We start from the raw sequence: 20,630 nt of genomic DNA on the forward strand, positions 1-20,630 counted from the left end.
TAAAAAAACCTTGAGCTTATTTTTCGCTCAAGGTCATTTCATTTACTAACAGTGGCTCTTTTATATCAAGCCCTGTTCGTGTATTTTCTTTTTCTGATGATGTGACGCCTTTTTTCAGGTCGATCTTTTTCACATAGCGTCCATCCATCTCCAAGACCTTCATCCGAATATCATCAAGATAAATGGATTGTCCTTCTCGGATATCAATGTTCTCATTTAAGATTAGCCCGCCTATCGTATCAATTTCTTCATCATGATATGACATTTCGATCAAATCTTGAACTTCCTCTAATCTCACTTTTCCATCTAATATATAATGATGCTCCGCTCTCTTTTGAATGACAGGCTGCTCATCTTCATCGAATTCATCTCGAATGTCTCCAACAATCTCTTCTAAAATATCCTCCGTTGTGACAAGTCCAGATGTCCCGCCATATTCATCCGTTAAAATCGCCATATGCATTCGATCGCGCTGCATTTTGACGAGAAGCTCTTGAATTGGAATCGTGTCAATCACTTCAATCACTGGATAAATATAATCTTGAAGCTTCAGTTGATCTTTTTCTCCTTGATACACAATATCTGCAAAGAGCTGCTTTTTGTTGAGCATGCCAATGACATGGTCTTTATCCCCTGAAAACACTGGGAAGCGTGTGTACTTTTCCTTTGTCATGATCGCCAGTATTTCGTCTAACGGCATATCTTCTGGAATCGCACAAATTTCTCTTCGCGGTATCATAATTTCTCTTGCGATTCGATTATCAAAATCGAATATCTTGTTCATATAATTATACTCTGATGAGTTGATTTCCCCATTTTTTAAGCTTTCAGATAATAAAATCTTTAATTCCTCTTCGGAATGGGAATGTTCTTTTTCAGACCCCATATCGATGCCCATCATTTTCGTTAGTACACGGGCTGACCCGTTCAACACATAAATAAAAGGGTACATAAGGATATAAAATGCATGCAGCGGTCCTGACAGCCAAAGCGTCATTTTTTCTGCCTTTTGTATGGCAAGTGTTTTTGGTGCAAGCTCGCCAACAACTACATGCAAAAAGGTAATAATAGAGAACGCAAGTGTTGCTGAGATCAGGCTGATTGCTGAATCAGGAATGTTTGTCAAACCAAAACCTCGAACTAAAAGTTCTTTTACTGCCGGTTTACCGATCCACCCTAAACCAAGGGATGTCACTGTAATACCAAGCTGGCAGGCTGACAAATATTCATCTAGCCTTGATGTCACCTTTTTCGCCATGATAGCCTTTTTGGACCCTTCGGCAACAAGCTGATTAATTCTTGAACTTCTCACCTTTACAATGGCAAATTCAGATGCAACAAAGAAAGCTGTTAAAGCAATCAAAACTCCGACTATACTCAGATTAACAATATCGTCCATTTAACCTTGCTCTTTCTTAGAAGAACAAGGAGTCACCTCCTGATTGATGATGTTGTCTTTTGCAAAACGGTTAACTGATTAAATAAGACTACTTTGAGGGCCCCACTTAACCACCTCCGGTTCACGTAAAATCCGTCTCTCTACATATATATGAAACGGTATTCATTTTATCTTACCATAAATAATCTGAAAATTCCTGTATCGCTACAGTATTTTAGAGATGACAACCTAAATTGATGGAAATGCCCTTTGTTTCTTCATATTGGCAGGAAATCTGAACAATTATCTTGTATTTCAGACTCGAATTATATTAAACTATTTTCATAAACTATAACGTGACGGTTAGGAGGAGATGTTCAGATGGGGCTGAGAAAAAGTATCGTATTGGTGAACTAGCACAGATTGCACAGGTGACGAAACGAACTGTAGATTATTATACGAATCTAGGGTTGCTTGCGCCTGTTAGATCTTGCTCTAATTATCGTTATTACGATGAACATGCTTTAAAACGATTACAATTAATCGTTCTTTGCAAACAGCAGAGATTGGCTCTTTCTGACATCAAATCCAGATTAGATGAACAATTCCCTTCTCAAAAGGAAGATCCTGATGAACTTGTCCATTTAACCTCAGATATCGATCGGATGAATGAGCATATGGACCGCATTTTGGCACGTTGTAAGCAGCTTCAGCCAGAACAACGTGAAAAACTAAAAGAGCAGCTTACTCCTGAAAAAATGACGGCTGTCCAATCATTTTTACTGCTGTTAAGTTAAAATTTTTACTAAACAGGAGGTGTTACCTTCGTTCTCAAAGTCAGAACGAAGGCCTTAATTGGACATAGTGAATTTACTCATAGTTGCTTTACTTATAGCTTTAACCGCGTTTTTCGTTGCATCGGAGTTTGCGATCATTCGCTTAAGAAGCTCAAGAATTGATCAATTAATTGCAGAAGGTAATAAAACAGCAGTTGCTGTCAAGCACGTCACGACTCACCTTGATGAGTATCTGTCGGCCTGTCAGCTCGGTATTACCATTACCGCCCTTGGGATTGGTTGGTTAGGGGAAGAAACAATTGCGCACATGCTTGCTCCACTATTTGTAGAGCTGTCGATTCCTCAATCAGCCAGTCATATTGTCACTTTTATTATTGCGTTTAGTATTATGACGTTTTTACACGTCGTGGTTGGAGAGCTTGCACCAAAAACACTCGCCATTCAAAAGGCTGAGCAAGTGTCCCTTCTATTTGCTAGACCGCTTATGATTTTTTACAAAGTGATGTTCCCTTTTATCTGGGTATTAAATGGATCTGCTCGTTTGTTAACAAAAGCATTTGGTCTTCAACAAGTATCTGAGCATGACATGGCGCACTCTGAAGAAGAATTGCGGATTATTTTATCTGAGAGCTATAAGAGCGGCGAGATTAACCAGTCTGAATTCAAATATGTGAATAAAATTTTTGAATTTGATGATCGTCTGGCGAAAGAAATTATGATTCCTCGTACCGAAGTTGTCAGCTTCCCGCATGATATTACGATTGAGGAAATGCTGAAAGTGACCAAGGTCGAGAAATATACACGTTATCCAATTGAAGATGGCGATAAAGACAACATCATCGGTGTTGTGAATATTAAAGAAGTACTCACTGCATGTATTAGTGGTGAATGTTCCACAAGTGATACGATCGAACATTTTGTAAACCCAATTATTCATGTAATTGAAACGGTTCCTGTTCATGATCTACTGCTTAAAATGCAGCGTGAGCGTGTACACATGGCCATTTTATCAGATGAATATGGCGGTACAGCAGGACTTGTGACAGTTGAAGACATCCTTGAAGAAATCGTCGGTGAAATTCGTGATGAATTCGATATTGATGAAATCAACGAAGTGCGTAAACTGGGAGAAGACCACTATATCTTTGATGGAAAGGTTCTTGTGGATCAAGTCAACCTGCTACTAGGTATTCAGCTTGATAACGAAGAAGTCGACACAATCGGCGGCTGGTTCCTTACACAAAAATATGAAGTCGAGAAAAATGACGCGATTCGTGAACAAGGCTATGAATTTATCATTAATGAAGTCGATGGACACCATGTGGCATACATCGAAGTCAAAAAACTAAACGAACAACTATTAGAAGCAGCTGAAGAAGGCGCTTCTTAAGAAAAAAACGACCCTTGCCTTAGCAAGTGGTCGTTTTCTTTATCCCTTTTCGATTAACTTAGCTTCAAGTTCTTTGATTCTTGTGTTTAATACTTCTGTCATCGCACCTAATCTTTCTTTTGGCGGCAGATGATCAAATTCAGACAGCTCAATCGGTTCACCAATGATTAAGCGCATTTTCCCCTTCTTAAAAAGGCTTTTTGCATTAGAAGGTCCTTTGTACGCTGCTGGAACGATTGGTGATTTGCCAAGCTGCGCAATCGTAACGGCCCCTCTTTTTAAAGGAACATCTTCTGTTGTACGTGTTCCGCTTGGAAAAATCCCAACGATTTTCCCCTCTTTTAATAATTTAATGGGCGTTTTAATACTGCTTGGCCCAGGATTCTCTCGATCAACTGGAAAAGCATGAATCTTCTTTAAAAATCCGCCGATCCATTTATTTGCAAACAACTCTTTTTTCGCCATGTAGTGGATCTCAAACGGAAGAATTCCTGCGCCTAATGCAAGAACATCCACAAAACCCTCATGCGTACAAGCAATGACAAACCCCCGGTCTGTTGGCAGATTCTCTTTTTGATATACTTTGATTCCGCCTCGGAGAGCAAAAAATGCTTTGACGGTATAGCCTGAAAATTTATACATAGTGCACTTCCTTTGTTTGAAGAATGAAGGATTTGTTTCTATTATAACAAATTTTTTATTACCTGGTACTAAAAATTTTCTCCTACTGATAAAATAGAGACGGTTCACTAAAAATCATCTTTTCACTTAAGAGACCGCTCCTTCTGTATTCAAGTATGTGTTTTTAGGAGAGAATAGAGGAAGAAATGTGTCCAAAATTGTCGTTTTTTGAGTTTTTTTCCTGATTTGTTCTATTGAAAACACTTTATAAATGATGCAAATTTCGCTATGATAAGGAGAAATGATTTTGATTCGGTGAAAGAGATGAGTAATGTACGGCCTATGAGAAGTTTCGTGCAACTTTATGCCTTTCTTATGCGTGTATAACATAGAGGGGAGAAAAATCAGTGACGATCGATGAAATTTATCAAATGTATATGAACGATGTTTACAGGTTTCTGCTCTCCATGACAAAAGACAAACATTTGGCAGAGGACTTATTGCAGGAAACCTTTATGCGTGCTTATATACATATTCATTCCTACGACCATAGCAAAGTGAAACCTTGGTTATTTCAGGTGGCACGAAATGCTTTTATTGATTATGTCAGGAAACATAAAAAAGAAGTGACCATATCGGATGATCTCATTGGCGGCCTTTTACAAACGTCTGTACAAAGTCCCGCTGAACAGATTGAAATAAAAGAAGTTCTCAACATGTATTTGGAGCAGCTTCCAGATAACTACAAGGAAGCGTTGACATTGTATTATTTAAAAGAACTAAATTACAAAGAAGCATCCAAGGTCATGAATATTACTGAAGCAAATTTTAAAAGTGTTTTATTTCGTGCAAGGCAGCGCCTAAAAGCACTATATAACAGAGGTGTTAATGATGAATGAAGAGTTTAATAAGCGATGGGAACAATATAATAATGGCGAGATGAACGAGGAAGAAATGATGGCGTTTGAAGAAGAGCTTGAAGAAAATGAAAAACGCTTAAGCCAAGAACTGAATGACTCAGATTGGACAGACTTCTCCATCAGTCCTGAAAAACAAAAAGCCATTTTACAATACGGAAAAAGAAAGTCCTATTTACGTATTTCTGTGCTTGCTGTCATATCTACACTGATTATTTTACCGCTTTGTACACTAGGTAGTTATCTATACTACGGCGTTGGCGGAGCAGACAGTAAAGGCAATCATTTTATGGAAACGGCCGCTGTAACAGTCGCCCTAACAAAACCGAATGTCGCCATTGATATGAAGGATTTAAAAGGGCAAGTCAAACTATTTGGTATGAACACAGAACTTAAGCTACAAAAACAAATTGGCAATAAAACAGAAGCCATCGGCAGTGAACAAATCGAAATGTTTTTCGATAAATTAAAGCAGCCTACGATCTCTTATTATGGCGACAGCACACGTAATACGGAGGATTTCTTTACGCACCCTTCGTCTCAGGCAGATACATCAAAAAAACAAACACTCACTACTCTAGACAAGCTACCTGAAGGAACAGTGAGTGAAGTGTATGTATCCTATGACAAAGCATACACACCGAAAGACGTGTATTCATTTGCTAAAAAATATGATATGAAAGTGCTTTGGAATGCGATAAAAACAGAAGATTCATTAAGTGGAAATCAGCGTCCAATCGGTTTTCCCGGGAAAGACTCTGAATTTTTAAAAGAGCTTCAGCACACATCAAAAACAGAGGTTGATCAGTTCAAAGATGCCCTCGCCTATGTCAACCAGCATCCAACCTGGGCAAAAACGATCTCTGGCAGACCTGAACTTGACCTCTCTAACCGAATACGCTACATCAATCAAAATGGTGTCACGGTTTACGGTTCTGTTGTCACAGGTCCTTCTAAAGAAATAGAGAAATTTGTGAAGACAAAACGCATTAAAACGGCCAAAGTGAGCGAGGTGGAATTATGGAATTGGTAAGAATTTTTAAAGAGCATAATGTGTTTGGCTGGATTTCGGTCGGCACCGCTATTTTATCGCTGCTCATGCTGAACCTCGCCATTATTAGCAATGTGACATTTTATTCGTTTCAAATGCTTCCTTTTGCAATGGCCGCAGTTCCATTCGGTGTGATTGAACTGTTCATTAAAAAAGGCCGCACTGGACCAGGTTTCCTAGGCGTCGTTCTGAATATTTTTGTCATCGTTTGTGTCTATGCGATCGTCTCGATTGATGTAGATCTTCAATTAGGTTTTTAATACTAAAAAGCCAGTCATACTTGACTGGCTTTTTCTGTACACTCTTATTTTTTGTTTAATTCGGAGTGCTTTCTTGAATATAAGAAATAGACAACAAGCCCAATGGCAAGCCAGATTAAGAAACGAACAAATGTGATGGTGCCAAGCTTATAAATGAGCAGTCCGCAAGATAGAATAGCCAAGATTGGAATGAGCGGCACTGCGGGGCATCTGAATGCTCTCGGTAAATCAGGCTGTGTTTTTCTCATGACAATGACAGCAACTGAAATCAAAATGAAAGCTGAAAGTGTTCCGATGTTCACTAGACTTGCCAGCTCATCAAGCGGAATGAATCCACCCATTAATGCTGACAATGTTCCAAAGAAAAGAGTATTGATATAAGGTGTTTTATGTTTTGGATGAACCTTTGAAAGAACCTTTGGTACCAAGCCATCACGAGACATGGCAAACATGACACGTGTTTGGCCGTACAGCATGACAAGCATGACCGTGGTCATCCCTAAAATCGCCCCAACATCTACAATACCCGCCACCCAATTTTGACCGGCTACTTGTAAAACAAGAGACACTGGATGGGATACTCCCTCAAAGTTCATAAATGGAACAATGCCTGTCATGATCGCACTGACTACCACATACAACACGGTACAAATCAATAAGGAAGTGATGATTCCTCTTGGCAAGTTGCGGGATGGATTTTTTGTTTCCTCTGCCGCAGAAGCAACTGCATCAAATCCGATAAATGCAAAGAATACGAGAGCTGCTGCACTTAACACGCCTGAAGTTCCAAAAGGAACGAATGGTGTCCAGTTTTCAGGTTTTACATATTTCACAGCGACTAAAATAAAGAGCAGAATCACCGCAATTTTCATAATGACCATAATGTTGTTGACTCGTTTTGATTCTTTAATACCGAAGTACAGCAAGAAGGTGATGATCATTAAAATAATAAATGCAGGAAGATTAAAATATGTCACTTGACCCTTTAAACCACCTGGTGCTGCTGTTAATTCAACCGGTATATGAATCCCTATCCCATTTAAAAACGACACAAAGTAGCCTGACCAGCCTGCTGAAACGGCACTAGCGGCTAGCATATATTCTAATATCAAATCCCAGCCAATGATAAACGCTAAAAATTCTCCCATAGATGCGTACGTAAATGTATAAACAGATCCTGATACTGGCACTGTGGAAGCGAATTCCGCATATGACAATGCCGCAAATAAACATGCAAGACCTGCAATCACAAATGATAAAACAAGTCCTGGTCCTGCTGTGACGGCGCCTGTACCTGTCAGTACAAATATCCCTGTACCGATAATCGCTCCAATACCAAGCATCGTTAAGTCAAATGAACCTAATTCCTTTCTTAACGCTTTTTCCCCTTGTGTTGCCGCAATTAGCTCTGAAATGCTCTTCTTTCTAAACAACGAATTGCTCATACCATCACTCCCAAAACTTAGTATCCGTCTAAAGACGCCACCACTTCGTAATTCACTTTATTTTCTGAATATTTAGATTTAATTTAGCGCAATAAATTAGTGGCGTAAAATTATTATATATGAAAATTAAAAAATGAAAACACTTTTTTTCAAAATAGAGTGAAAATTCTTATTTATCAACAAAATATTTGTCAATCATCAGGGTAGATTTTCTTCAATCTTTATTCAAATCATAACTTGGCTTCTTCTATTTATTATACAACATACAAAATTATACTTTTTTGATATAATTTTTATAAAGTGAAAATAAAATTATTCTTTTGATAACTTGTCTTCACTTTTGCTTATTTAAAAGCCTTTAGACTCATAGAGAGCTATGATAAAGGACTGATTTAGCTGCGCAAACGATATACAAAAAAAGAGACTGCCTAGTAAGCAGTCTCTTAAGATCCATTATTAGTTTACAAATGTCTTTGCGCCAAGGTAAATTGGCTTCCAATAGCTTGAAGTCATATCGCTGATCGTCACACCATCAGAAGCAGCGTGGATAAACTTGTTGTTCCCAAGGTAGACACCCATGTGAGATGGGCCAGATTTATAGGTTGTAAAGAAGACAAAATCTCCAACTTTAGGTGTTGAGACGCTTTTCATTGATCCCCAAAAACCTTCAGTTGTTTGTCTTGAAATCTTTGTTTGTTTGTTAATGATATACCACATAAAACCGCTGCAATCAAAGCCTTTCGGTGTCGTTCCACCCCATTTATATGGTGTACCGTTTTGTGCTTTCGCATCTGCTACGAGTTTAGACGTGTTTAAAGAAGAAGTAGCAACTGTTTTTTCTTTGACAGGTGTTGGTTTCACTTTGGATGTCTTTTTCACTTTCAGCTTTTGTCCAATTTTAATCAGATCTGTTTTGAGTTTATTTAACGATTTCAGCTCTTTCACTGTCATTCCATATTTTTTGCCGATTTTAGATAAAGTATCACCTTTGACAACTTTATGAGTGGCTGTCGCTGAAGACGCTTTTACTTTTGTTGTTGTTTTTGATGTTTTCGTTACCTTTTTTGAAGAAGTACCATTCACTTTTAAAGTTTGTCCAACATAAATCGTGTTAGATTTCAGTTTATTGTCTGATTTAATCTTACTCACGGTTGTTTTGTATTTTTTCGCTAGAACAGAAAGAGAGTCACCTTTTTGAACCTTTACTGATTGTGCTGAGGCAGCTCCGGCAAATAATGTCGTCCCAAGTAGAACTGCACTTGCAGCTGTGATCAATTGTTTTTTCATTTGTTCCTCCTGTATGTATCTATCGTGATCCGAATTTTTATCTACTTTCTATTATAAGGATCGAATACCAGAAGAAATAGTCTTGACTTCCTACGACATTATGCTTATTAATTCGGCAAAAATTATTTTTTTTTAGGGTTCTTTTTATTTCATTTTTATTACACAATCATGACAAAACAAATGCATCTTGTCATAGATAAATCATACATTCATTTCTCTTTTTGGTTCATTCTATGTAAAGTGGACCTTTACAATTTTAAAGTGAACTTTACGGTGCTGTCATTTGGAATCCACACTTCTGCTCTACCATTGTAAACGTGAGAGCGATACATAAACAATGAGGAGGCAAAATGAATGAGTGTGTTGAAAAGCTCGAAAACGAAAATAGCTGCAATCGCAGCCGCATCAGTGTTATCGATTGGTATTTTTTCAGGAATTGAATTTGGACAGGCTGACAAAGCTGAGGCTAAAAAGAAACCAAAAAATGACGTACAAAATGTGATCGTGCTCATTGGAGATGGCATGGGAACACCTTACCTTTCAACTTACCGCTCATTTAAACACAACGGTGATCTTTCCAAGCAAACAGCGTTTGACCCTTACCTCACTGGCATGCATAAAACATACCCTGATGATTCTAAAAGTAACATTACTGATTCAGCAGCAGCTGGTACAGCCATGGCAACTGGTCAAAAGACATACAACAACGCCATTGGTGTAAACAAAAATGGCAAAAAACTAAAAACAGTATTAGAAGAAGCAAAACGCAAAGGAAAGTCTACTGGTCTCGTCGTCACATCTGAATTAACCAATGCGACACCTGCTGCGTATGCCGCCCACGATGTGTCTAGAAAAAACACAGCAGCCATTGCTGATGATTTCTTCGATGAGAAAATTGGCAAACAGCATACAGTCGATGTCATGCTTGGCGGAGGACTGATCGATTTTGTCCGCAAAGATCGTGATTTGACGAAAGAATTTCAAAAAGCAGGCTATCGTTACGTAACCAATAAAGCTGACTTACAAAAAAACAAACAGCAAAAATTGTTAGGCATTTTTGCTGACGGTGGTCTCGATAAAGCAATTGATCGTGATAAAACGACCCCTTCCTTGCAAGACATGACATCCTCAGCCATCAAACAGCTGTCTAAAAACAAAAAAGGGTTTTTCCTCATGGTTGAAGGCAGTCAAATTGACTGGGCTGGACATGACCACGATATTGTCAGTGCGATGAGCGAAATGAAGGATTTTGAAAAAGCATTTGAAGAAGCCATTCGTTTCGCAAAAAAGGATAAAAACACGTTAGTCATCACGACCGCAGATCATTCAACTGGCGGCCTTTCCTTCGGGGCAGACGGCTCGGGAAGCTGGGATTATCAGCCTGTCAAAGCAGCAAAGAAGACACCTGATTTCATTGCAAACAAAATTGTAGAGGGTATGACGGTCGAGACTGCGCTCAAACAATACATCGACCTTGATTTCACAAAAGAGGAAATCGCCTCTATTCAAAAGGCAGCTGAAACAAAAGATCCTGTTCAAATTGATGATGCCATCGAAAAAGTCATCAATACAAGGTCTCATACAGGCTGGACCACATCAGGTCATACAGGGGATGAAGTACCATTTTATGCTTATGGACCAACAAGCGAACAGCTAAAAGGGCTCATGGAAAATACAGATCAAGCGAAACACATTTTCAAACTGCTGAAAAACCAATAAAGTGCTAATCACAAAAAAAGATGTCTAGTCGTAGACATCTTTTTTGATCATTAAGTGAGATACTTCCTATGAACCCCTTTTCCATCGTATGAAAACATCACTTCTTTTCCTTCAAGAACTGACTCGATGTGCACACTTCTTCCCCATAGCTGATACAAATATGGAAGCACCTTTTCTAAGTATTTGAGATCGAGCTCAATGCCTTCATACCAATGTTTAATATAGAGTTCATTGTTTTTTAAATAGTCACCATCGATGACTGTCAAATACGGAAAGCCGCCATTGACCCTCATGCTGACTAGCTGATCACGGACTGCCTTCCATTCTTTATCAATGACTTTATAGTCTCTCCCCTGCTTTTGAAACAAGTACAAATCTTCCCTCATCACAAGGTCTTTCGTTAAGTAATTTCGAATAAAAGAAATGTCTGATTCAATTTCTCGCACTTCAAACATTTTGCTGCGACCTGACCCTTCCGTCACTCCTGCTTTTTTTAATTCCTCGCATGGATGATCGTAGCGCTCTTCAATATCTTCAAAAATCTTCAGCCCTAAATAGTAAGGATTGATTCCTGTCTTAGATGGCTGCACGACACCTGCATTTAATTTGGCAAATTCAATCGATTCACTTGAATCTAAATCAAGTTCACGCATAATCCGCTGGTGCCAATACGATGCCCAGCCTTCATTCATGATTTTCGTTTCTAGCTGTGGCCAAAAATAGAGCATTTCCTCTCTCAGCATCGTCAGCACATCCCGCTGCCAAGGCTCTAGCTCCCGGGAGTGTGCCTCGATAAAGAGCAAAATATCTTTTTCTGGCTTTGGGGGGAATTGCTTGATCGTTTTCTTTTTCTCACGTGTTTTCGGTTCATCCATTCCCCACAAATCATCATATGGCGTTTGACGTTTTGGTTTGTCCTCTTCATATTCATCTTCATCGTCGAGATTCCAACTTAATTTTGAACGAACAAGCGACGGATCAATATGCTCCTGCAATGCCAATACAGCATCTAAAAAGGACTCGACTTCTTTTGTACCGTGGATATGTTCATATTCTTTAATTCGCTCTGCTGCCGCTGACATACTTTCCACCATATCTCGTTTTGTGTTTTGGAAACGGCAGTTGTTTTTAAAGAAATCGCAGTGTGCCAAGACATGAGCCACAATTAGTTTATTTTGAACAAGCGAATTGTTATCAAGGAGAAAGGCATAGCAAGGATTTGAATTAATCACCAGCTCATAAATTTTGCTTAATCCTAAATCATAATGAAGCTTCATTTTGTGAAATTGCTTTCCAAAGCTCCAGTGGCTAAATCGTGTTGGCATGCCATATGCACCGAATGTATAAATAATCTCCGCGGGACAGATTTCATACCTCATCGGATAAAAATCTAGACCAAACCCTTCTGCAATTTCTGTAATTTCATCAATGGCTCGTTGTAAAAGACGCTTTTCAGATACGCTCAAGGAAACCATCCCTCCTCATCGGACTTATCCCTACTATATGAGCGTACTTAATAAAACATGATGTTCAGCCAGTTGTTTAGACGACTTCCATCTCTTTCATAGACTGCCCGCCGAACGATTCATAATGGATATTCTCTTCCGGGATGTCCATCGCTTTTAAACTAAGGATCATCTCTTGTGTAAATGCTGGGGAACCGCAAACATAAAATTGGCCTTTTCCTTCACCAATGACTGATTGGAGGAATGGCTGGTCAATACGGGAAGCCGCCTTCTCAACCAGCTCACTCTTTCCACTCTTTTCAAATTGTTCGTTACAAAGGATAATACGCCCCTCTGGAGATGAAGTGAGAACGTGTTCAAACTCTTGTTCAAAAGCAGTTACATCCTCTAGTCTGTCTGCATGAATCATCGTGAATGGTTGATTGTTATGCGACGCTGTTTTCACTAAACCAATCATTGGTGTGACACCAGAACCGGCACTAATCAAATAAACGGGTTCTTTGGTGTCATCTTGCAAGCAGAACATTCCCTGCGGCATACTCACTTGAAGAATATCGCCTTCTCTCATTTCATCATGCAGGAATGTGGAGACATGCCCATCTCGTTTCACGGTGATGCGATAGTAAGATGGGTGATATTGATCTGATAAACTGTATTGTCTGCTGCATACATAGGCTTCACCCGGCATATCTACCTGCACCGTAATGTATTGACCAGCTTCATACATTGGTAGCTCAGATTCATCCTCTGGTACGAAATAAAAGGAAATGAGTGATGGAGATTCTTGTTTCTTTTTCTTCAGAATAAACGGTTTGACATCTGCCCATCCACCCGTTTGTTTCACATTTTCAGCCATCATTTCTGCCTCAATGGTGATGAATATATTCGCAATGATGTCATATGCAGCCTTCCAAGCCAACAATGTGTCATCTTCCTCTGATAACCCAAATACCTCTTTCATTGCTTCAAGAAGGTGATATCCGACGATTGGGTACTGCTCTTTTTTCACCATGACACTGACATGCTTATGGGCAATTTGTTTCACAGCAGGTAACAAGTCTGCCAAGCGATCAATGTGCAGTGCAGCTTGATAGAGTGTTGCGGCAAGCGCCTCTGGCTGGCTTCCATTCATGAGATTTGTTTTATTAAACTGATTGAGTAGCTCTGGATGCTGTCTAATCATATTTTGATAAAAAACTGTCACAAGTTTTGTTCCCTCAGCTTTTAGAAGAGGGGCTGATTGTTTAATGGCATTCATTTGATCTGTGGATAACATCGTTATTCCTTCTTTCAAAAGATGTATTTTAAATACATCTTTATCGTAATGGAAGACAACGTATAAAAGCAATATTTATAATACATGTTTTAAATGTTGTCACATTTAGTACTTTCTCGAACAGTTTTTGTCTAAAATGTGTTACGATGATACAAAACTCTATTAGGTTTAGAGGTCGTCCAAATGAAACTTACGAATTATACAGATTTCTCATTAAGGGTACTCATTTATTTAGCTTCGAGAGAAAACAATGAACTGTCAAATATTCAGCAGATTGCCGATATTTATGGCATTTCGAAAAATCACCTGACAAAGGTAATTTACCATCTAGGAAAACGTGGTTATGTAGAAACGATCCGCGGAAGAAATGGTGGGATTAGGCTGGGGAAAAGCCCAGAAAGCATTAATATTGGTGAGGTTGTCCGCTATACAGAGGATGATTTAGTCATGGTGGAATGCTTTGATCCGAAGAAAAATAGCTGTATTATCTCCCCGATTTGTTCATTAAAGCACGTACTTCATGAAGCACTCACTGCTTATTTACGCGTTCTTGACCAATACACATTAAGTGATTTAACACAAAACAAAGATGCTCTAAGAGAGCTTCTGCTCTAAGGCGAAAGAATTTATTTCTTTCGTCTTTTTCTTTACCTCCTTGTAATAATAATTTATTTAAAATTATTATAAATAAATATTGACTATCATGTTTGATTCAATATAATTAGGGTATATAGATTGCTAGAAACCATTTTTTGTTTACAGGAGGAGAAAAAGAATGACAAATTCTAATCATAAAAATTTGACAACGAATCAAGGCGTGCCAGTTGGCGATAATCAAAACTCAAGAACTGCTGGTCACAGGGGGCCTTCATTTCTTGATGATTACCATTTGATTGAAAAACTTGCACACTTTGACCGTGAACGTATTCCAGAGCGTGTCGTTCATGCAAGAGGCGCCGGCGCTTATGGTGTATTTGAAGTAGAAAATAGCATGGAGAAACATACAAGAGCAGCCTTCTTAAGTGAAAAAGGAAAACAAACAGACGTTTTTGTCCGTTTCTCAACGGTTATTCATCCTAAAGGTTCGCCTGAAACATTACGTGACCCTCGCGGCTTCGCTGTCAAATTTTATACAGAAGAAGGCAACTATGATCTAGTTGGGAACAACTTGCCGATCTTCTTTATTCGTGATGCACTCAAATTCCCTGATATGGTTCACTCTCTCAAGCCAGATCCTGTAACAAACATTCAAGATCCTGACCGTTATTGGGATTTTATGACGTTAACACCTGAATCCACTCACATGCTCACATGGCTCTTCTCTGACGAAGGTATTCCTGCGAACTACGCTGAAATGCGCGGTTCTGGTGTTCATACGTTTAGATGGGTAAACAAATACGGAGAAACAAAATATGTGAAATATCACTGGAGACCATCAGAAGGCATTCGCAATTTATCGATGGAAGAAGCTGCAGAAATTCAAGCAAACGACTTCCAGCATGCGACAAGAGACTTGTATGATCGTATTGAAAAAGGAAATTATCCAGCATGGGATCTTTACGTTCAGCTTATGCCGCTCAGTGATTATGATGAACTAGATTATGATCCATGTGATCCGACGAAGACGTGGAGCGAGGAAGATTATCCACTGCAAAAAGTGGGCCGCATGACACTGAACCGCAATCCAGAAAATTTCTTTGCTGAAACAGAGCAAGCTGCTTTCACGCCAAGTGCCCTAGTACCAGGAATTGAAGCATCTGAAGACAAACTGCTTCAAGGTCGTCTGTTCTCTTATCCTGACACGCAGCGTCACCGCCTAGGTGCAAACTACATGCGCATCCCAGTGAACTGTCCTTATGCGCCTGTACACAATAACCAACAGGATGGCTTTATGACAACAACTCGTCCAAGCGGTCATATTAACTATGAACCAAACCGTTATGACGATCAGCCAAAAGAAAACCCTCACTACAAAGAAAGTGAACCGGTTCTTCACGGTGACCGTATGGTGAGACAAAAAATCGAAAAACCAAACGATTTCAAACAAGCTGGAGAAAAATATCGAAGCTACTCTGAAGAAGAGAAACAAGCATTGATCAAAAACCTGACAGCTGACTTGAAAGATGTAAATGAAAAAACGAAATTACTTGCGATCTGCAACTTCTATCGTGCAGATGAAGATTATGGACAGCGTTTAGCGGATTCACTCGGTGTGGATATTCGCTCATATCTTCAAGGAAGCATGAAATAAATCTTCTTTTCAGCTGGAGCACCTCTTTTTAAAAGAGGTGCTTTTTTATAGCCGAAATACGTTAATACTAATCAAATGACCCGTCACTGGATGAAAATAAATTTCTGCATGTGCTGCAAATCGTGTGGAGCCTTCCTTCACGGTCACGCGAAACACATCTTTTGTTTGATCTTCATTCACTTGTGTACGTCCAATGTAATGATAATCGTTTAAAGCGGCGCCTTCATATTCATCTTGCAAGGCAGTATACGCAAGTCTTTCCCAATTCTCTGCCGGCTGCTCGGCTGCTTGTGAAGATGGATGAACCATGAGACTGCCGAATAAAACAATTCCTGCTGCAAAAAGCATCCATAATTTCGGGTGCATGATATCAATATTCTCACTTTCATATCTATTTTGTTTAGGTTTTGCTGGTTGGTTCTTTTTCATACATCAAGCATTTATTCAGCCTATAATTCCCGGTACCCTGTTTATGCAGACACCAACTTTTCCCCTGAAAAAGTCGATCTGATCCGAGCAAACTAAGTAAGACTTCTCAAGGGAAAGGAGAAGGTTTAATGAATGTGGCAGATTATGATAAAGCACTTTATTATACGCATCGCTCGCAATGGGATAATTTACTTATTCTTATGGTACGTACGCAAGATGACTTGCTCTCGAAACGTATTGAGCATTTCTTACATGCGTATCAATTTAACCGGAACGATGCAGATGTTGAAAAATGTTTATATGGACTCCTGCAGTATATCGACCATGCTTCAGAAGCTGCCGTTGCTGAAGCATATGCTGAACCAATGTACACATAAAGGAAAAGGTTGATTTTCTTTCAGATTGTTGACATAGGGCTAGAATGAACTTTATTTTAGCTCTTTGTTTTCACCCTTTTACTAACCGCCTTTCATAAAGAAGAAAAGACTTCATGAGAAATACTCATGAAGTCTTTTGAAATGTCCACCATGACTGTTTACAACAGCTCTTTCGGCTGATTTTTTTGATAATCTACCGCATAGAGAGCGGCCTGAGTTCGATCTGCCAGCTCTAACTTTGATAACACATGAGACACGTGAGTTTTCACAGTCTTTTCAGAAATAAAAAGCGATGAGGCGATTTCTTTGTTACTTTTCCCTTTTGCGATTTCAAATAAGACATCACGTTCTCTATTGGTCAGTTCGTTCATCAATGCCCATTTCTGCTCTTTAGGTTCAGTTAGATGCTGTACAAGAAACGCTGTAATATGACCATCTAGCTGGTACGTACCATTTTGCACCTCAATCATTGTCTTGAGAAGCTTTTCAGGTGCTACATCTTTGAGCTGATAAGCCCTTGCTCCCGCCTGGATAGCAGGAATCACATAGTCCTTATCTGCATAGCTTGTCAGAATGACAATGCGGACATCCGGCATATCCAGCGTCATTTGCTTTGTCGCCTCAATCCCATTCATTACAGGCATAGAGAGATCCATCAAGACAATGTCAGGCTTTGTCTGCCTCACTACCTGTAGTGCCTCTTCTCCATTGGATGCTTCACCAACGATGTCCACATCTGGCTGGGTTTGCAAGAAAAAGACCAGCCCTTTTCTGACAATGTGATGATCATCTGCAATGACTACCCTCATGACAATCCCTTCCTTTCTTGAGAAAATGGTACTTTCACATCAATCGTCGTTCCCTTACCTAGCTCAGAATTGATGCAAAATGTACCTCCTGCTCTTCGGATACGGTCAGCCATCCCTTTCAGCCCAAATGAAGGAAGACTCATTTGTTCATCATACTGAAATCCCTTTCCCTGATCGATGATTTTCATACCAAACGTATCTCCTGATTGCTCCAGTATGACCTCTACTTTCTCAACGCCCGCATGCTTTTGGCAATTATTTAGAGCTTCTTGGCATACGCGAAATAAAGTCTCGTGCTTTGAATGATCTATTTCCATACAGCCTGATAAAGACAATGAACAATTTAGACCTAAAAGCTGTGCATACTCTTCAATCGCTGTTGTAAATCCTTTTTCAAGCCCTTTTGGTCTTAACTGCCAGATGAGTGATCGCATTTCAATGAGGGCATCTTGTGATAAATGCTGAATAAAATCAATCATCTCACCTAATTTTTGATCACTTGTCATTTGACGCGCTGCCTTTGCAGTCAAACTCACGGAAAACAGCATTTGATTCACAGAATCGTGTAAATCCTGCGCAAGCCGGTTTCGTTCTTCTAAAAGTGCATGCTGCTGCTCATTTTGCACAAGTTTCATGCGCTGAATAGCCGTACCAATTTGCAGTGCAATACTTTCAAGCAGATTCAGCTCCTCCTGTGTAAATGTGACCTTCCCTTTTGCCGCCACATTTAATAAGCCAAACGTACGCTTACATGCTTGGAGCGGAACGGTTGCATGATGGGTAATTCCTTCTGTATCTCCAAGCTTTTGCTCAATCGCCGTTTCAATCCGTTTACAATTGATGATATTGGTAGCTGATTGCAGTGAGCCTTTCGTGTAGCGGTTGATGCAATAGCAATCGTTTTGACACATCAATTGCTTTCGATCCTTTGCCAACGCTTCAGGTAAGCATACTTCTGCCATTAGTTCATACGATCCGTCTTCTTCTATAAAATAAATCCATGCTGTTTGAAAGCCTGTCACTTCCATAAGCATATGAAGCACTTCATGAAGCGTTTCCTTCATTTCCATCCCTTCATTTAGCTTTTCAGCAATTTCTTTTAACGTTTTTAATGTTTTGACTTTTTCTTGGTAATCTCCCATCGTGTGTACCCCCGGCTTTTACTACCTCTCTTATCAATATGTTGATTATACCATGAGCATCTGTGCGGCTCTTTCTCAAAAAGGATGGCTTTTTCTCATCCTTTTGACTGAGAAAAAGCCATCATGCATGACATGATGGCTTTGTGATATTTTATTTAGCTGTTTCTTCCACAATGTCATAGACGACTTTCATGACTTCTTCTGATAAGTGTTTCAGCTTTTCTTCGCTGTCTGTTAACGATGTGCCTTTGACTGCAATATAAAATTTGACTTTAGGCTCCGTACCAGAAGGTCGTAAACAAAACCATGAGCCATCTTCAAGGAAATATTTCAGGACGTTTGATGCCGGCAGATGAATCGTTTCTTCTTTCTTTTCAGCCACAAGGTGCCTTTGACTTGATTGATAATCCTCAATGACCGTAATGCGCTGACCGGCGATAGAAGCTGGCGGGTTTGATCTAAAGGTATGAAGAATAGCAGAAATCTGCTCTGCTCCTACTTTCCCCTTTAAGGTTAATGACTTTAACCCTTCTCTGTAAAATCCAAATTCCTTAAAAATATCAACAAGCGCATCATATAATGACTTCCCTTGTTTCTTATAAAAGGCTGCGACTTCAACTGCTAATAACGCCGCTTGAACTGCATCTTTATCTCGTGCAAAATCACCGATCAAATAGCCGTAGCTTTCTTCATAGCCAAATTGAAACGTGTATTCTCCGCTTTCCTCGAACTGCTTGATTTTTTCTCCGATAAATTTAAAGCCAGTGAGCGTATCAATCGTGTCAGCTCCAAATGCTGAGGCAACAGCACGCCCAAGCTCACTTGTCACAATCGTTTTCATCACAACAGGGCGAGGCGGCAGCTGACCTAGTTTTTGTTTTTCAGATAATAAATAATGAAGTAGTAAGGCGCCTGTTTGGTTGCCGGTCAAAACGGTAAATTCACCATCATGATTTTTCACAGCGATACCTAATCGATCTGCATCTGGATCTGTCGCAATCAAAATATCAGCATTTTGCTTTTCGCCAAGCTTGATGGCGTATTCAAAAGCGGCATGCTCCTCTGGATTTGGAGAAGTGACCGTCGAGAATTGCGGATCTGGTTTTTCCTGTTCAGGTACAACCGTCACATGCTTATAACCAAAGGCCTGAAGTCCGTTTCGGACAGGTTTATTCGCCGTCCCGTGAAGCGGGGTAAACACCACTTTGACATCGACTTCTTTTGCAAGCTCAGGGTGCACACGAATCGTTTTTAATTTTTCCATATACGCTTGATCGATTTCTTCACCAATCATGCGGATCAAACCATTTTGCTTCAATACTTCTTCTGATTCCACTGAAATGGCTAATTCATTTTCGATGGCATCTACTTCTTTAATGACTTGATCTGCTTCAAATGGGGGCATTTGGCCTCCATCTTCTCCATAAACTTTATAGCCATTATATTCTGGCGGATTGTGACTTGCTGTCACAACAATCCCTGCAAAGGCATTCAGTTCTCGAACTGCAAAAGAGAGTTCTGGTGTCGGACGCAGTTCGTCAAATACGTATGTTTGAATGCCATGTGAAGCCAGTGTTTTGGCCGCTTCCATCGCAAATTCAGGAGATTTATGGCGTGAATCATAGGCAATGGCGACGCCTCTTTTTTTTGCATCCTCTCCATGTGCTGCAATATACGCAGCAAGACCAGCAGATGCTTTTCGAACAGTATAAACATTCATTCGGTTCGTTCCAGCACCAATTTCTCCGCGCATTCCTCCAGTACCAAACTCAAGGTTTTTGTAGAAGCAGTCTTCAAGCGCTTGATGATCATCTTGATGTGCCTCCAGCCATTCCCTTAGTTCAGTATCCAGGTGCTTCTCATTGATCCAACGCTCATAATTCGTATTCCAACTCATGGTCGTCCTCCCAGCTCTTATCATCAATAAAATAACATCTACTGTTATTTTATATGGAATTATCCTTCATGTCATGTTATATCATGAACATATGAAAAAACGATGAACAAAATAAAAA

General features: G+C 39.6%; 19 protein-coding genes. 9 read left to right on the forward strand and 10 right to left on the reverse strand.

Annotated features, from left to right (window positions below; all coding sequences use genetic code 11):
• Window positions 1-16: 16 nt before the first annotated feature.
• A complete protein-coding gene (locus EBQ12_RS04495; RefSeq protein ID WP_017360343.1) occupies window positions 17-1,399 on the reverse strand; it encodes a hemolysin family protein in 1,383 nt (460 codons plus the stop codon).
• 335 nt (window positions 1,400-1,734) lie between these two features.
• On the opposite strand from EBQ12_RS04495, the gene EBQ12_RS04500 reads away from it, so the two are divergent.
• Together EBQ12_RS04500 and EBQ12_RS04505 are read left to right on the forward strand one after the other, a co-directional pair.
• A complete protein-coding gene (locus EBQ12_RS04500) occupies window positions 1,735-2,175 on the forward strand; it encodes a MerR family transcriptional regulator (RefSeq protein WP_008348973.1) in 441 nt (146 codons plus the stop codon).
• A gap of 58 nt (window positions 2,176-2,233) precedes the next feature.
• On the forward strand, window positions 2,234-3,565 hold the full coding sequence (locus EBQ12_RS04505) for a hemolysin family protein (RefSeq protein ID WP_007497105.1): 1,332 nt from the start codon (window positions 2,234-2,236) through the stop codon (window positions 3,563-3,565).
• Between the two features lie 39 nt (window positions 3,566-3,604).
• Here the strand turns inward: EBQ12_RS04505 and EBQ12_RS04510 are convergent, their stop codons facing one another.
• The gene (locus EBQ12_RS04510; protein ID WP_017360344.1) at window positions 3,605-4,207 is read right to left on the reverse strand and encodes a lysophospholipid acyltransferase family protein; all 603 of its coding nucleotides are present in this window, start codon (window positions 4,205-4,207) and stop codon (window positions 3,605-3,607) included.
• 386 nt (window positions 4,208-4,593) lie between these two features.
• Between EBQ12_RS04510 and EBQ12_RS04515 the strand changes: the two genes are divergently transcribed.
• The 3 genes from EBQ12_RS04515 to EBQ12_RS04525 are packed head-to-tail and all read left to right on the forward strand — an operon-like array spanning window position 4,594 to window position 6,414.
• Window positions 4,594-5,085, forward strand: a complete 492-nt coding sequence (locus tag EBQ12_RS04515; protein WP_008348979.1) for a sigma-70 family RNA polymerase sigma factor — start codon at window positions 4,594-4,596, stop codon at window positions 5,083-5,085.
• Window positions 5,078-6,136, forward strand: a complete 1,059-nt coding sequence (locus EBQ12_RS04520) for an anti-sigma factor (protein ID WP_125589166.1) — start codon at window positions 5,078-5,080, stop codon at window positions 6,134-6,136. Before EBQ12_RS04515 ends, EBQ12_RS04520 begins: the two co-directional genes overlap by 8 nt.
• On the forward strand, window positions 6,124-6,414 hold the full coding sequence (locus EBQ12_RS04525) for a hypothetical protein (RefSeq protein WP_008348984.1): 291 nt from the start codon (window positions 6,124-6,126) through the stop codon (window positions 6,412-6,414). The genes EBQ12_RS04520 and EBQ12_RS04525 overlap by 13 nt, the downstream gene beginning before the upstream one ends.
• Window positions 6,415-6,458: 44 nt before the next feature.
• Here EBQ12_RS04525 and bcaP read toward each other — a convergent pair whose 3' ends face one another.
• Window positions 6,459-7,859: a branched-chain amino acid transporter BcaP gene (gene bcaP, locus EBQ12_RS04530; RefSeq protein ID WP_008348986.1), complete on the reverse strand. Its 1,401-nt coding sequence runs from the start codon at window positions 7,857-7,859 to the stop codon at window positions 6,459-6,461.
• Between the two features lie 456 nt (window positions 7,860-8,315).
• Window positions 8,316-9,146 carry a C40 family peptidase gene (locus EBQ12_RS04535; protein ID WP_008348987.1) on the reverse strand — a complete coding sequence of 277 codons (831 nt, stop codon included), beginning with the start codon at window positions 9,144-9,146 and terminating at the stop codon, window positions 8,316-8,318.
• A 354-nt stretch (window positions 9,147-9,500) separates the two neighbouring features.
• On the opposite strand from EBQ12_RS04535, the gene EBQ12_RS04540 reads away from it, so the two are divergent.
• Window positions 9,501-10,865 (forward strand): alkaline phosphatase, encoded by a 1,365-nt coding sequence (locus EBQ12_RS04540; protein WP_074042129.1) that lies wholly within the window; start codon window positions 9,501-9,503, stop codon window positions 10,863-10,865.
• A 50-nt stretch (window positions 10,866-10,915) separates the two neighbouring features.
• Here EBQ12_RS04540 and EBQ12_RS04545 read toward each other — a convergent pair whose 3' ends face one another.
• Window positions 10,916-12,340 (reverse strand): SpoVR family protein, encoded by a 1,425-nt coding sequence (locus EBQ12_RS04545; RefSeq protein ID WP_007497093.1) that lies wholly within the window; start codon window positions 12,338-12,340, stop codon window positions 10,916-10,918.
• 67 nt (window positions 12,341-12,407) lie between these two features.
• Window positions 12,408-13,607, reverse strand: coding sequence for a globin domain-containing protein (locus EBQ12_RS04550; protein ID WP_125589168.1), 1,200 nt, complete (start codon window positions 13,605-13,607; stop codon window positions 12,408-12,410).
• Between the two features lie 183 nt (window positions 13,608-13,790).
• On the opposite strand from EBQ12_RS04550, the gene EBQ12_RS04555 reads away from it, so the two are divergent.
• On the forward strand, window positions 13,791-14,222 hold the full coding sequence (locus EBQ12_RS04555) for an Rrf2 family transcriptional regulator (RefSeq protein ID WP_007497090.1): 432 nt from the start codon (window positions 13,791-13,793) through the stop codon (window positions 14,220-14,222).
• 160 nt (window positions 14,223-14,382) lie between these two features.
• The gene (locus EBQ12_RS04560; RefSeq protein WP_024719958.1) at window positions 14,383-15,858 is read left to right on the forward strand and encodes a catalase; all 1,476 of its coding nucleotides are present in this window, start codon (window positions 14,383-14,385) and stop codon (window positions 15,856-15,858) included.
• Between the two features lie 45 nt (window positions 15,859-15,903).
• Here the strand turns inward: EBQ12_RS04560 and EBQ12_RS04565 are convergent, their stop codons facing one another.
• A complete protein-coding gene (locus EBQ12_RS04565; RefSeq protein ID WP_370539199.1) occupies window positions 15,904-16,224 on the reverse strand; it encodes a YqzG/YhdC family protein in 321 nt (106 codons plus the stop codon).
• Window positions 16,225-16,415: 191 nt separating this feature from the next.
• Between EBQ12_RS04565 and EBQ12_RS04570 the strand changes: the two genes are divergently transcribed.
• Window positions 16,416-16,664 carry a YhdB family protein gene (locus tag EBQ12_RS04570; RefSeq protein ID WP_008349000.1) on the forward strand — a complete coding sequence of 83 codons (249 nt, stop codon included), beginning with the start codon at window positions 16,416-16,418 and terminating at the stop codon, window positions 16,662-16,664.
• A gap of 158 nt (window positions 16,665-16,822) precedes the next feature.
• On the opposite strand, the gene EBQ12_RS04575 is transcribed toward EBQ12_RS04570, so the two are convergent.
• The 3 genes from EBQ12_RS04575 to EBQ12_RS04585 form a co-directional block, all read right to left on the reverse strand.
• Window positions 16,823-17,473, reverse strand: coding sequence for a response regulator (locus EBQ12_RS04575; protein WP_125589170.1), 651 nt, complete (start codon window positions 17,471-17,473; stop codon window positions 16,823-16,825).
• Window positions 17,470-18,615, reverse strand: a complete 1,146-nt coding sequence (locus EBQ12_RS04580; protein ID WP_125589171.1) for a GAF domain-containing sensor histidine kinase — start codon at window positions 18,613-18,615, stop codon at window positions 17,470-17,472. The genes EBQ12_RS04575 and EBQ12_RS04580 overlap by 4 nt, the downstream gene beginning before the upstream one ends.
• A gap of 151 nt (window positions 18,616-18,766) precedes the next feature.
• A complete protein-coding gene (locus EBQ12_RS04585) occupies window positions 18,767-20,512 on the reverse strand; it encodes a phospho-sugar mutase (protein ID WP_024719954.1) in 1,746 nt (581 codons plus the stop codon).
• Window positions 20,513-20,630 lie beyond the last annotated feature (118 nt).

Origin of the sequence: Bacillus sp. 2B09 (genome assembly GCF_003946835.1) — a bacterium.
GTDB classification, from domain to species: Bacteria; Bacillota; Bacilli; order Bacillales; family Bacillaceae; genus Bacillus; species Bacillus altitudinis.